The following is a 13,071-nucleotide window of genomic DNA, read 5'->3' as shown; positions in this document are numbered from 1 at the left end:
GAACTCAATGTTTGAAAGAGTGTGATAAGGTCATTAGGATAATTACTTGGGGATTGGTAAAGAAATTAGCAATGGTATAGTTCTTGGGCATGAAGAGTTCGGTTAGGAAGTTGGAAATAACCAAAATCAGAATCAGTAGGGTGACTGGAGGATTTATTTGTAGGATTAAAACACCTAGACCGATTCCAACAATCGTGCCCAGCACCCGACCAAAGGTCCGACTTTTGATTCGCTGCAAGTGTTCCCCCGACAAAACAGCGGCTGACAAGATAAGGACCCAATAACCATCTTGATTTATCAATAGATAGGCTAAGTAAGATGTCACAAAAAGGATGCTGGCGAAGTGGCCAGCCTTGACAATAACAGTTGGATCTTCTGTCAGGGCAGCCTGGTATCTGTCACGTAGATTCTGGTAGCGCAAGCTCTGGTTCTGCTCCTGCCATGGTAGGTTGAGGGCTTTGGAGATTAGTAAAGACACCAGCAAGGAGACGATTATTCCTAAAGACAAGCCTATTGTTCCACACTCAAAGCTGATTTAGAAGGGTTCTTGGAAATTGTAGCCAGTCGCATAAACCATAATGACGAAGAAATAGTCGGGTTTGGGAATGCGGTAGAGTTTTGTAACGATAAAGGCAACAAAGGTCAGGCTTGCTGTGACAAAGGGAAGAAGCCAGGGTGCTAGTGATGTTGCAGCACCAAGTAGGAAGGCTAACCAAAGGGCTAGGCCATGGAGGAAAATAGCTTTGAGATTATAGGTAAAAGAACGGCTTTGGAAGGCAAGAAAGGAAAAGGATCCCAAAGCTCCAAGTGTTCCGATACTTAAGTGCCCCATAGCTAGGGCAAAATAGAGCACAATACCGTTAGCCAGTGTTGCTCCCATTGGTTTCAAATAAGATTGTGACATTCATCCTCCTTTTAGTAGCAATGAAAAAAAGGGATGTTTTCATCTCCCTTTTTCCATATTGGTTTCGACTTCTTGGATACACCAAGCAATCAATTCTTCAAGTCTTTCCGTCTGACCAGTCATATCAAGAAAACCCATGACAGCTTCAAAGCCTGTCGACATGCGATAAGTTACCACATCAGCATTTTTGGCCTTGGTATGACTATTGGTATTGCGCCCTCGACGGTAGATATCTTCTTCTTTTTCGGTTAATAGCTGAGCTTCTAACATTTTTTGAATCAGACTTGCCTGTGCTTTAGCAGAGACATAGTGGGTCGCCAAGTGGTGTAACTGACTAGGCTTGGTTTGCCCTGTAAAAATCAAGTGGCGGCGGATATAATAAGAATAGACCGCATCCCCTTCAAAAGCTAGGGCAATCCCATTAATAAGATTGACATCTAAATCAGTCACGTGTCCACCTCACACCCTCTTTAGTGTCTAACAATTTAATGCCTTGGGCAGCTAATTGGTCTCTGATAGCATCTGCTTTGGCAAAATCACGGGCCGCCCGCGCCGCTTGACGATCTGCAATCAAGGCTTCGATATCCGCATCCAAGACTTCTTCTTGGAAAACAATACCAAAGACTTCAAGCATTTGACCAAAGGCTTCTTTAATTTCTTGATCAAAATGACCAGAATTTATCCACTTGGCAAAATCAAAGACAACGGTAATCCCATTAGCAGCATTAAAATCATCATCCATGGCTTCCGTAAAAGCAGTCACAAAGTCAGCTAACTGAGCTTTTTCTGCTGCTTCATGAAGCGGTAAGGTATAAGTGTTTTTTAAATATTTAAGGTTAACTTCGGCATCATGAATGGCTTTTTCTGTAAAATTAATGGGCTTGCGATATTGTTGAGTCGCTAAGAAAAAGCGCAACACTTGGCCATCGACGGTTTTTAACATGTCATGGACAGTGACAAAATTCCCTAAGGACTTAGACATTTTCTCATTATCCACATTAACAAAACCGTTATGCATCCAGTAATTAACGAAGGTGTGCCCTGTTTTAGCTTCTGACTGAGCAATTTCATTGGTATGATGTGGGAACTCTAAATCGACACCACCACCATGAATATCAATGGTATCCCCTAAAATTTCCGTCGCCATAACCGAACACTCAATGTGCCAGCCCGGACGGCCATCACTCCAAGGACTTGGCCAAGAAATTTCACCTGGCTTAGCTGATTTCCAAAGGGCAAAATCCAGAGGATTTTCCTTCAATTCTGTCTCAGCATCTGTTCTGCCACTAGCCCCTACTTCAAGGTCTTCTAAGGTTTTATTGGCAAGCCTTGCATAATTCTCTGATTTGACAACACGGAAGTAGACATCACCCTGCGACTCATAGGCAAAGCCTTTTTGAATGAGCTCCTGCACAAAAGCAATAATTTCCCCCATATAATCCATAACCCGTGGGTTCTGGTTAGCCGGTTTAATGCCTAATTGTTTGGTATCTTCCATAAAGGCTGCAATAAATTGATCCGCCAAAGCCTTTGGCGTCATGTCATTTTCAGCTGCCGCCTTGATAATTTTATCATCAACATCAGTAAAGTTGGAAATGTAGTTGACCTGATAACCACGGTACTCAAAATAACGACGAATGGTATCAAAAGCAACCGCCGATCTAGCGTTTCCGATATGAATATAATTATATACAGTTGGTCCACAAACATACATGCTGACCTTTTTATCAACTAAAGGTACAAATTCACGTAGGCTGCGGGTCAGGGTATCATATATTTTGATCATTCAATCTTTCCTTGGTTTCTATGGTCTTTTATAATTTTGAGGAATAATAAGATTCCTCACGTTGATGTTCGATGGACTGGATTTGAATCACATCCTTTTGCCCATGAACTCGGACGACTTTTGCTGGTACCCCAACAACAGTCACATCTTCGGGAACATCCGAAAGGACTACCGCTGCCGCACCAACTTTAGCGTTGGCCCCGATTTCGACAGGTCCAATAACCTGTGCGTGGGCAGAAACTAGGGCTCCGCGACGTACTGTAGGATGGCGTTTGCCACAATCTTTTCCTGTTCCACCAAGCGTTACACCATGATAAAGCATAACACCTTCTTCAATTTCAGTTGTTTCTCCGATGACAAGTCCTGCACCATGGTCAATAAAGACACCGGCCGCAATACTTGCTCCTGGATGAATTTCAATATTGGTTAAAAAGCGCCAAAATTGGCTATGCATGCGGGCTAAAAGCTTAAAACCGTGATTCCATAAAAAATGGGATAGACGGTGGGCAGCTAAAGCCTTAATGCCTGGGTATGTTAAAACTACTTCTAAAGAGCTACGTGCGGCTGGGTCTAACTCTTTGACAATAGCAATACTTTTTTTCCACCAGCCCATTTCATCTCCTCTTATTTCTCAATGTCGGTCCAATCCATGAGGATTTGTTGCTCGTCAAAAGGATTGACGGCTACACCGACAGTTTCTTCAATTTCATTTTCGCCATTGCGGGGTTGGTAAATGTCTTCTATCTTCCAAGTCATGATAACACCTTGAGCTTTACGGAAAGCTCCGCCAAAGTCCTCTTGGTTATACCACTTAGCAAATGAATCCAGATTAGAAAAGGCCGGAATGTAAGACTTGCCTTCTGGGGTTGACATGGTTGGGAAGAATCGATCATATTTATCTTCACCAAGCACCTGAACAAAGGCCGGTACTAAGTAGACTTTGTCCATTGCGTCAGCTGCCAAGTTTTTGTCGCCCATAAGGGTGTTCAAAATAGCGGTATAGTTGTTGATAAACTGAATCATATCGCTACTTTTGAAAATGGTAGAATTGCCGAAGTCCCCTTTTTTCTTAAGGTTGAAGACAAGGCCAGAAACACCCGCTTTGATGACCTCTTCCAAGACAGCGACGGCAGAGCGCTCCAACCAATAGTGGCTTTGAGCACTCTTTTGCTGATCCTTGAAGAAGGCCATATCATCTTTGTCTGTGAAGACAGGGGTTACTTGAAGGCCCTCAATCTCAATGGCATATGGTTCTTTGGCTGCCCAAACTGGAAAGTTGTGAAGGGCATTGACTAAGGCAACACTATCCAAAAAGTTGTCAGGGGCATTGATAAAAGCCCGTAAGCGTCTATCTAATTCATTCATATGCTTAATCCTGTTTTTCTTTTCTTTCAGCTGTTGCTGGCGTTACAGCTTTGTCAAAGTCTTTTTTCTCTGCTTTTGGCGGGCGTGGAATCAAGGCTTTCATTGACGCATCAACACGGCCTTTTTCATCCACTTTGATAACCTTAACATCAACTTCTTCACCAACTTCAAGAACGTCGGCTACATTTGCAGTTCTTGTCCAAGCGATTTCAGAAATGTGAACAAGGGCATCTGTCTTGTCAAAGAGGTTAACAAAAGCACCGAATTTTTCAACCCGAACCACTTTAGCATGGTAAACTTCACCAACTTTAGCTTCACGCACTAAACCAGCAATTATTTCTTTTGTGCGATTGATAGCAGCTTGGTCGCTTGAGAAGATTTGAACCATCCCTTCATCGTCGATATCAATTTTAACGCCTGTTTCAGCAATGATTTTATCGATGGTTTCGCCACCTTTACCGATAACGATCTTGATTTTATCAACATCAATTTGAATGGTGTCAATTTTTGGAGCTGTTGGGGCCAATTCGGGACGTGGTGCCGGAATAGTTGCTTCAATCAAGTCAAGAATTTCAAAGCGGGCTTTCTTAGCTTGAGCTAGCGCTTCTTCCAAAATTTGCGGCGTAATACCAGCAATCTTGATATCCATTTGAAGGGCAGTGATACCATCGCGAGTACCAGCTACTTTAAAATCCATATCACCAAAATGGTCTTCAAGACCTTGAATGTCAGTTAAAACAGTATAGTTAGTACCGTCTGAGATAAGACCCATAGCAATACCAGCAACTGGAGCTTTGATTGGTACACCACCAGCCATCAAGGCAAGGGTACCAGCACAGATAGATGCTTGTGAAGATGAACCATTTGATTCTAGAACTTCAGCAACCAAACGGATTGCATATGGGAAGTCTTCTAAGCTTGGTAAAACTTGCTCAAGGGCACGTTCGCCTAAGGCACCGTGACCAATTTCACGACGTCCTGCAGCACCATAACGACCAGTTTCCCCAACTGAATATTGTGGGAAGTTGTAATGGTGCATAAAGCGTTTTTTGTACTCAGTATCCAAACCATCAATAATTTGAGTTTCACCCATAGGTGCGAGGGTCAATACTGACAAGGCTTGAGTTTGTCCACGGGTAAAGAGACCTGAACCATGAACTTTTGGCAAGAAGTCAATAACAGCATCAAGCGGACGAATTTCATCGATTTTACGACCATCTGGGCGAATTTTATCTTCAGTAATTAAACGGCGAACTTCAGCGTGTTCCATTTGTTCAAGAATTTCAACTACGTCACGCATGATAATAGCAAAGTTGTCATCTTCGGCAAATTTTGCTTCGTATTCAGCTTTAACAATATCTTTAACCGCTTCAGTTGCCGCTTCACGCGCTTTTTTCTCTTCAACTTGAACAGCTGCTTGTAATTGTCCATTATATTTTGCAACAATTTCAGCTTGTAAGTCAGCATCAACTTGAAGCAATTCAACTTCTGCTTTTTCTTTACCAACTGCAGCGACAATCTCTTCTTGGAAGGCAATCAATTCTTGAATCGCTTGATGTCCTTTAAGAAGAGCTTCCAACATGATATCTTCAGAAAGTTCTTTAGCACCAGATTCAACCATGTTGATAGCTTCTTTACTACCAGCAACTGTTAATTCTAATAGCGAAGCTTCAAGTTGAGCCTTGTCCGGGTTGATGATGAATTCGCCATCAATGTATCCCACTTGAACCCCAGCAATTGGGCCGTTAAATGGAATATCTGAGATTGAAAGAGCAAGTGATGAGCCAAACATGGCAGCCATCGGAGCGCTAGCATTTTCATCATAAGAAAGAACAGTATTAATAACTTGGATTTCGTTACGGAAACCTTCCGCAAACATTGGACGGATTGGGCGGTCAATTAAACGAGCAGTTAAAGTCGCATCTGTTGACGGTCGACCTTCACGTTTCATGAAGCCACCAGGGAATTTTCCTGCAGCATACATTTTTTCCTCATAATTAACTTGTAATGGGAAAAAATCGCCAGTTGCCATTTTCTTAGACATAACAGCAGCTGTAAGGACAGTTGATTCTCCATAGCGAACAATTGTTGCGCCGTTAGCTTGTTTGGCAACTTGACCAATTTCAACAACTAAAGGTTTACCAGCAAAAGTTGTTGTAAATGTTTGTTTTGACATAAATTGTGTTCCTAAAATAAGTCTTGAAGAAAGTCGTTAATCCCCAGCAAAACTTATTCTTCCTTTCAAAATATCTTTTTGTGATACGGTCTGATTTTGCTACAAAAAGCAACCTAAGAAAAACTCTTAAACTCCTCTTTGTATCAAACAGTCGTATCTCTATGATTTTACCACAAAAAACGGAAAATAGCACGGATACAAAGGTTTCCCAAGAAGAAAAAAGCTGTCAGCAAATGGGCTTCTTTCGCCTATTATTAATGATTTTTTAGATTAGAACATCTACCATAAAAAAACAGTCAGTCAAATTCAGAAAAAACACACTTAAAATATTTAAACATTTCAAAAAATAAAAAAACTCACTGCCCCACTCGGTTAATCTTAGGATTACTTTATTTCAACTAACGACGGCATAATAAAAGGACAGTTCAAAAATGAACTGTCCTTTTGATTAAATTTAAAATCTCTTTCTGACAAGTTTGCCTGTCGCAGGCATAACTTAAGTTATGAAACATTCCAAGAATTAAAAAGCCCACTGCCTAGACAGCAAGATAAGGTTAATCTTAGGATTACCTTATCGCAGCTAACGACGGCAGAGGGCTTTTAAAACTTGAAATTAACGACGTAAACCAAGAGATTGGATAAGCTCGCGGTAACGGTTAACGTCTGTACGACGTAGGTAACCTAATAAGTTACGACGGTGACCAATTTTTTTCATCAACCCACGGTAAGTAGCGTGGTCTTTTTTATGTTCTTTGATGTGTCCGTTAAGGTGATTGATTTCCCAAGTAAGTACTGCTACTTGAACTTCAACTGAACCAGTATCGCCTTCATGACGTGCATATTGAGCGATGATTTCATTTTTTTTCTCTTTTGAGATTGCCATAATATTTTCTCCTTTTTTTGCTTAATCCGAGTCTTAGGATTGGCACTCCTGAAACCAAGAAAAAGTTGGTATGTCTTTCGACCTCTCTATTTTATCAGATTCATTTAGCTTGGTCAAGGTTGGCTTTCTTTTTTTAAATAGTGGCCAGTCTAGTTTGTTTTCCCTAATCTTCTGACAGTGAGCAGGATACCAAGTCCTAAACTGAGCAAGCCATAAACTAAGTAAGGGAGAACCAACGATGGTGATAAGTAAGAAAAGACTTGTAGTATCAAGGCTGCGCCACCACCACCAATGTTACAGCCAAGTAAAACTAAGGTTGTAGCATTGGTCAGTTGCTGGGCAGGAATTTTTTCTGACACGTGATGGAAAACATAGGTAACCCCCAGACTATAAACAAATCCTGTCAGCAAAGCTCCGATAGCAATCAGGAACAAGCTATTCGCTAGCCACAAGATCAAGGTTCCTAAACCTAGTAAAATGGCCACTATTGCCGGTAGGCTCTCCTTAAAACGCGCCAAGAAAGCACTGAAGCTAATGCCTGCCAAGATGCCCATCAGCATCATTAGACTGAGGACCAGGCTGGCAGCTGCTGGCGAACCAAGGCTTTGCAGGGCTACAACTAATGGAATCCGCATGGTGATAGAGGTATTAACGATAATCACAAAACCAGCATAAATGGCCAGACCAATAATCATCAGCAATTGTTGGAAGGTAAACTTCTGGCTTTTCGGACTTTTCTGCTCATGAATGACCTCCGGAATCTGGGGAACAAACAAGAGGTAGAGCCCCAAAATAATGAGAGCAAAAAAGTAGATAGCGTAGGCTTTGGACCAACCGAAGGTAATCAGGAAACCAGCCAAAAAGGTGAAGGCCGCTGAACCCAGAACTTCCGCCGATCCCCGATAACCTAGGAGGGTAATTTTTTCTTTGCCAGAATAACGCTCACTTATAATATTAATAGCCTTAGCGTTAATGAGTCCAATCCCTAGACCAAGCAGAATCCGAGATAAGAAAAGCACCGGGTAAGCTTGAATCAATACAGGACTACCACCACCTAAGGCAATCATCAGTAAGCCTAGAATTATGGTTTGCTTTTCTTTAAGGTATTTACTGAGCAAGGGATTGGCCAATAGAACAGCTAAGATTGCGAAAGATGAGAGCGAGAATAAAATATTAACACTGCTTTCACCATAGCCCTGCTTTTCGAAAAATAGTAGCATCCGTGGAATTGCTGGCGCTACTGAGAAGGGGGAAATCATCATTAAGGAAAGACTTAATAATGAGACTTTTTCTAAAAATGCTTTCACGTATTACCGTCCTTTTTCTTGTTAATTCTCATTTACTTCAGTATAATCAAAAGCGACAAATAAAAATAGGACCAAGGTCACAAAATTAACATGAAGACGATTACAAATCAAGAAATATTAGAGCAACTACTGAAAGAATATGACTTGGAAGATTTTTTCCCTCCATCTTTGCGTTCAGAATTGACACTTTTGCGCTATCAGAAAGGGCAAATCATCTGCCATCAAGATCAAAAAATATCATTTTTAGCCTATGCCCTTGGCGGCAATGTCAAAATAGTTAGACGCCTTTCTAATGGCAAGGAACATGTCTTAGAGAGCTATAAACAACCCTGTATCATTGGCAATATTGAAATCCTAACCAATCAAAAAGCCGTCACTTCGGTCATTGCCCTTGAGGAGACCTATGTCATCCAATTAAACAATATCACCAAAGAAAAGTTATTGGCAAACCCCAACTTTTTATACCAAATTAGCCATGAATTGGCTAAAAATTTTTACAAACAGAATATTAAAAGCACCCAAAATGTCACCTATACGGTCAAAGAACGCTTAGCTAAACACATCTTAGAAAGTCAGTCAGATGGCCATTTCCAATTGAACTTACCACTGTTAGCCGATTCTTTTGGCACCAGTTATCGCCATCTGCACCGTGTCATTAATCAATTAAAACAGGCGGAAATCATCGAAACCAAGTCTTTTAAGAACTATCAGATTCTAAATCCAAAGGCACTAACAGAAATGGCTGAATGGGACTAATGCGAACTAACTTTAGCTTTGCTCCTATTAAAAGCTTTCCTTGTGCCATCTAGGATTATTTTATGAAAATAGGCACCCCTTGAAAAAGTGGGTGCTTTCAATTGTAAAATTTTTGTAAAAATTAGATAAAACCGAACAATACATTCTATTTTTCATCTATAATAATATATAAAGGAGAATACTATGAATATTGCAATCATTGATATCGGATCTAATACGATTCGGATGAACATTTACCATCTTGAAGGAAAAGACTATTCAATTCTTTTTACCAAAAAATACACAGCAAGTTTGGCTTCTTATGTGGAAGATGACCAATTAAACAAGGATGGTGTTGAAACCTTAAAAACAACCCTAAAATCCATTCAAAAAGTTACTACTTTTGTCAAACTTGATGCTGTTCACTTCTTCGCTACTGCTTCACTTCGTAATGTTAGTAACCAAGACGCTGTCATCAAAGAAGTTAAAGACGAATTAGATATCACAATTGACCTTTTAAAACAAAGTGAGGAAGCACGATTAGGTCATATCGGGATTGAAGAAGTTTACGGTCACTCAGACGGCCTTTCAATCGATATCGGGGGCGGCTCAACTGAAATTGCCATTTTTAAAGATGAGGCCATTGTTAAAGACTTTAACCTCTCAGACGGTTCCTTATCTTTCTATAAAAAATATGTCGATGACATTTTACCAAGCCAAGACGAATGCAACCAGATGTCTGAAAAAGTGAAAAAGACACTTAAAAAGACTAGTGATAAACTCCCTAACTTTGACACCATTATCGGTATTGGGGGTAGTGTGCGGGCCATTGGTAAAGTCATCCAGAAAAATGAAGACAATGATAGCCCATTAGAATTTAGCCTAGATCAACTAAAAACACTTTCGAAAAAACTACTGAAAAAAGACAAAAAGACCATGGTTAATGTCTTTAAAGTGGCTCCTGATCGTGTTCACACCTTGACACCTGGTGTCATTATTTTAATGGAAGTCTGCAAAGACTTTGGCATCAAAACAATCCGTATTTCAAATAAAGGTATCCGCGAAGGTTACCTCATTAATAGTCTCAAAGAAATGAAAAATAGCTCAAAGGCCTGAGCTAGAGGAGCTTTACTATGACAAACAAATACATGCAAAACCGCGAGGTGGCATGGTTACATTTTAACGAGAGAGTTCTTTTAGAAGCTCAAGCTTCAGAAGTTCCCCTCTTAGAAAAACTCAAATTCATTGCCATCTTTACGAGTAATTTAGATGAATTCTTTATGGTTCGGGTTGGAACCCTCCACGATTTAATGTTGATGAAAAAGCATAAAATCGATAATAAGTCAGATATGACTGCTGCCCAACAGGTTGATTTAATCTTGAGCATGATGCCCGACCTCTATCAAAAGCGTGATCAAATTTATCAAGATACCTTAGAAGATTTAAAAAATTACCATATTCGTCATTTAACCTATCCAGAACTCAATCAGGAACAAAAACAATTTGCAAATAAATTCTTCAAGCAACGTGTTGATGAATTGATGTCGCCTCAAATCATTGACATGAGCCACCCACTTCCCTTCTTGGAAAATAACAAGCGTTATGTACTGACAGAATTGGAACGTGATGGTCAGACCATGTTTGGATTATTGCCAATGTCAGAAAAATCCCAGCAGGTCCTTAGTTTGCCAGGCCACCAGGTGGACTTCATCTTAACTGAGAATCTGATTCTCCATAAAATTGAAAAGATTTTTGAAGGCTATAATGTCCTTACTAAGACAATCATTGCTGTTACTCGTAATACTGACTTAAGTACGGATAATGAAAACAACGACCTGTTTGACAATTACAAAGACTTTATGAAAGCCATTGTTAAAAAGCGCAAACGTCTCAACATTGTTCGTCTGGAGTCACAAGGTCCTCTTTCTGAGACTAGTAAGGCCTTCTTATTTGAGAAATTAGGTCTAGATGATGCCCATTATATGGTCAGCCAAACACCATTGAGTATGGATTTTGTTTTCCCAATGATGGATATCGTGCCTTCTGCTGTCAAAAACGACCTGCTCTATCCAAAGATTAACGCCTATAATCCCTTCAAATACACCCATTCCATTATCAACAAGATTCGCCAAGAAGACCAATTGCTTTCCTATCCTTATGAAGATATTGAAGGATTCGTTGCACTCTTAAGCGAGATGGCCGAAGACCCCGAGTGTCGTGCTATCAAAATCACCATCTATCGCCTTGCTTCACAATCTAAAATCGTTGAGCAGTTGATTAAGGCCGCTGAGAATGGGATTGATGTGACCGTTCTGATGGAATTAAAAGCCCGCTTCGACGAAGAGTCCAATATTAATTATGCTGGAATTTTAGAAAAAGCCGGCTGTCACGTTATCTATGGTTTTGAAGAATATAAAACCCACTCTAAGGTCTGTCTGGCTATTTTCAAGGACCGTTCAGAAAATATTCATTTTATTACCCAATTAGGAACAGGTAATTACAATGAAAAAACGTCTAAAATTTACACTGACTTTTCATTGCTAACAGCTAATCCCGAAATTGGTTTGGATGCTAACGACTTCTTCACCCATCTGTCCTTAGGTAATTTGAATGGTAAATACAAACATCTCTTACAAGCACCAACTAGTCTTCGCCAACAATTCTTAGAATTGATTGACCGCGAAATCGCTAAGGGACCAGACGGCTATCTGTTCTTCAAATTTAATTCCTTTACTGATTTAGTCTTCATTGATAAGTTGGTGGAAGCTTCTAAAGCCAGAGTACCCGTTAAATTAATCATCCGTGGTATTACTTGCTTGATTCCAGGAATCCCTGGAGTGACTGAAAATATTGAAATCCATAGCATCGTCGGCCGTTTCTTGGAACACCCACGTGTTTATATTTTCGGTAAAGACAAAGACATGCGCATGTATATTTCATCAGCTGACCTGATGACCCGAAATATGGAAGAACGGGTTGAGATTGCCGCACCAGTTTATGATCCCAAAATCAAACAACGGATAATAACTTACATGAACCGTCAATTTTCAGATACCTTAAAAGGACGTAAAGTCTCATCCACTGGACTTTATGAAATGATACCTCCAATTAAAGGGCAAAAACCCTTTTCAGCGCAAGATTCTTTTATCAAAGATGCCGAAAAGAACTTCCAAAAACAAATTCGCTTGCAGGAAATTCAAAACAAAGCCAATAAGAAACCAATCAATCAGTTCTTTAACCGATTACGCAATCGCTTAAAATAAAAAATGAGGCTGAGCCTTATTTTTAAGACAGGTAATATCTTAATACCCCTTTTATAAAAAGTAAAAAGGTCCTCAAGAAAGGACCTTTTAAAATTTGTCTTATCATCCTCTCTCTCAACTGAGGATTATATTGTTTGGAGATAGTAGTATTATAACTAAAGACAATCTAATATACAATATCTTTTTGCAAATAATATGATAACTTGTCTATTCTGATAACAACTTGTACGGAATAAAACAAACAAGCTTTTAAACCATACCGAGAACACCAGATAATTGTTCAGATTGAATAATCACTTGATCACTACGTAAGTCAAATTCAGCCATAATTAATTCTTTCAAGGCATGATCGTTGAGTAAAGATTGGACAGAATAAGACATTTGCGACTTAGACCCTGAAACAATCTTGATTTTTTTCATGATTTTTGGACTCTCTTTTAGATCGATTCCCTCACTCATGCCGACAAAACGAATATAATAATCATAACCTAAGGTTTTGGTTACCCAAAGCTTCGCTTTAAAGGCTGAATACAAAGCACAGCCCAAGCCTACCATAAAAACAAGTGCAATAATTCCTTCCATTCTTAGCCTACTTTCTATCTATTTTCTGACGTATTTTCTTAAAATGATAAGCACATTATAAGCTTCTTTG

Annotated in this window: 13 protein-coding genes; 3 read left to right on the top strand and 10 right to left on the bottom strand. The window is 39.9% G+C overall.

Annotated features, from left to right (window positions below; genetic code table 11):
• Positions 1 to 4: 4 nt before the first annotated feature.
• The 9 genes from A9Q68_RS09625 to A9Q68_RS09585 form a co-directional block, all read right to left on the bottom strand.
• Positions 5 to 508: an FUSC family protein gene (locus A9Q68_RS09625; RefSeq protein ID WP_240494230.1), complete on the bottom strand. Its 504-nt coding sequence runs from the start codon at positions 506 to 508 to the stop codon at positions 5 to 7.
• A 27-nt stretch (positions 509 to 535) separates the two neighbouring features.
• Positions 536 to 904, bottom strand: a complete 369-nt coding sequence (locus A9Q68_RS09620; RefSeq protein ID WP_071794472.1) for a hypothetical protein — start codon at positions 902 to 904, stop codon at positions 536 to 538.
• A 39-nt stretch (positions 905 to 943) separates the two neighbouring features.
• Positions 944 to 1,354: a Mini-ribonuclease 3 gene (locus A9Q68_RS09615; protein WP_071794471.1), complete on the bottom strand. Its 411-nt coding sequence runs from the start codon at positions 1,352 to 1,354 to the stop codon at positions 944 to 946.
• Positions 1,347 to 2,690 carry a cysteine--tRNA ligase gene (gene cysS, locus A9Q68_RS09610; protein ID WP_071794470.1) on the bottom strand — a complete coding sequence of 448 codons (1,344 nt, stop codon included), beginning with the start codon at positions 2,688 to 2,690 and terminating at the stop codon, positions 1,347 to 1,349. Before cysS ends, A9Q68_RS09615 begins: the two co-directional genes overlap by 8 nt.
• A 28-nt stretch (positions 2,691 to 2,718) precedes the next feature.
• Complete coding sequence (gene cysE / locus A9Q68_RS09605; protein WP_071794469.1) at positions 2,719 to 3,303, bottom strand: serine O-acetyltransferase; 585 nt, start codon at positions 3,301 to 3,303, stop codon at positions 2,719 to 2,721.
• An 11-nt stretch (positions 3,304 to 3,314) separates the two neighbouring features.
• Complete coding sequence (locus A9Q68_RS09600; protein ID WP_106404013.1) at positions 3,315 to 4,064, bottom strand: SseB family protein; 750 nt, start codon at positions 4,062 to 4,064, stop codon at positions 3,315 to 3,317.
• Complete coding sequence (gene pnp, locus A9Q68_RS09595) at positions 4,060 to 6,231, bottom strand: polyribonucleotide nucleotidyltransferase (protein ID WP_071794467.1); 2,172 nt, start codon at positions 6,229 to 6,231, stop codon at positions 4,060 to 4,062. Before pnp ends, A9Q68_RS09600 begins: the two co-directional genes overlap by 5 nt.
• A gap of 613 nt (positions 6,232 to 6,844) precedes the next feature.
• The gene (gene rpsO / locus A9Q68_RS09590) at positions 6,845 to 7,114 is read right to left on the bottom strand and encodes a 30S ribosomal protein S15 (protein WP_071794466.1); all 270 of its coding nucleotides are present in this window, start codon (positions 7,112 to 7,114) and stop codon (positions 6,845 to 6,847) included.
• 149 nt (positions 7,115 to 7,263) lie between these two features.
• Positions 7,264 to 8,421, bottom strand: coding sequence for an MFS transporter (locus A9Q68_RS09585; protein WP_071794465.1), 1,158 nt, complete (start codon positions 8,419 to 8,421; stop codon positions 7,264 to 7,266).
• A 90-nt stretch (positions 8,422 to 8,511) separates the two neighbouring features.
• On the opposite strand from A9Q68_RS09585, the gene A9Q68_RS09580 reads away from it, so the two are divergent.
• The 3 genes from A9Q68_RS09580 to A9Q68_RS09570 all read left to right on the top strand — a co-directional run bounded on the left by A9Q68_RS09580 (position 8,512) and on the right by A9Q68_RS09570 (position 12,419).
• A complete protein-coding gene (locus A9Q68_RS09580; protein WP_071794464.1) occupies positions 8,512 to 9,177 on the top strand; it encodes a Crp/Fnr family transcriptional regulator in 666 nt (221 codons plus the stop codon).
• A gap of 183 nt (positions 9,178 to 9,360) precedes the next feature.
• Positions 9,361 to 10,272: a Ppx/GppA phosphatase family protein gene (locus tag A9Q68_RS09575; protein WP_071794463.1), complete on the top strand. Its 912-nt coding sequence runs from the start codon at positions 9,361 to 9,363 to the stop codon at positions 10,270 to 10,272.
• A 17-nt stretch (positions 10,273 to 10,289) separates the two neighbouring features.
• Entirely contained in the window at positions 10,290 to 12,419 is a 2,130-nt protein-coding gene (locus A9Q68_RS09570) for an RNA degradosome polyphosphate kinase (RefSeq protein WP_071794462.1), read from the top strand.
• Positions 12,420 to 12,668: 249 nt separating this feature from the next.
• On the opposite strand, the gene A9Q68_RS09565 is transcribed toward A9Q68_RS09570, so the two are convergent.
• Positions 12,669 to 13,001 (bottom strand): hypothetical protein, encoded by a 333-nt coding sequence (locus A9Q68_RS09565; RefSeq protein ID WP_071794461.1) that lies wholly within the window; start codon positions 12,999 to 13,001, stop codon positions 12,669 to 12,671.
• Positions 13,002 to 13,071: the final 70 nt, after the last annotated feature.

Origin of the sequence: Streptococcus bovimastitidis (assembly GCF_001885095.1) — a bacterium.
Lineage (GTDB): Bacteria > Bacillota > Bacilli > Lactobacillales > Streptococcaceae > Streptococcus > Streptococcus bovimastitidis.
Note: the sequence above shows the minus strand (reverse complement) of the source record. Positions and strands in the feature narration are given on the sequence as shown.

Coding starts and splice junctions, on each gene's coding strand:
- A9Q68_RS09620 (WP_071794472.1), bottom strand. CDS start 904: ATGTCACAATCTTATTTGAAACCAATGGGAGCAACACTGGCTAACGGT.
- cysS (WP_071794470.1), bottom strand. CDS start 2,690: ATGATCAAAATATATGATACCCTGACCCGCAGCCTACGTGAATTTGTA.
- cysE (WP_071794469.1), bottom strand. CDS start 3,303: ATGGGCTGGTGGAAAAAAAGTATTGCTATTGTCAAAGAGTTAGACCCA.
- pnp (WP_071794467.1), bottom strand. CDS start 6,231: ATGTCAAAACAAACATTTACAACAACTTTTGCTGGTAAACCTTTAGTT.
- rpsO (WP_071794466.1), bottom strand. CDS start 7,114: ATGGCAATCTCAAAAGAGAAAAAAAATGAAATCATCGCTCAATATGCA.
- A9Q68_RS09580 (WP_071794464.1), top strand. CDS start 8,512: ATGAAGACGATTACAAATCAAGAAATATTAGAGCAACTACTGAAAGAA.
- A9Q68_RS09575 (WP_071794463.1), top strand. CDS start 9,361: ATGAATATTGCAATCATTGATATCGGATCTAATACGATTCGGATGAAC.
- A9Q68_RS09570 (WP_071794462.1), top strand. CDS start 10,290: ATGACAAACAAATACATGCAAAACCGCGAGGTGGCATGGTTACATTTT.
- A9Q68_RS09565 (WP_071794461.1), bottom strand. CDS start 13,001: ATGGAAGGAATTATTGCACTTGTTTTTATGGTAGGCTTGGGCTGTGCT.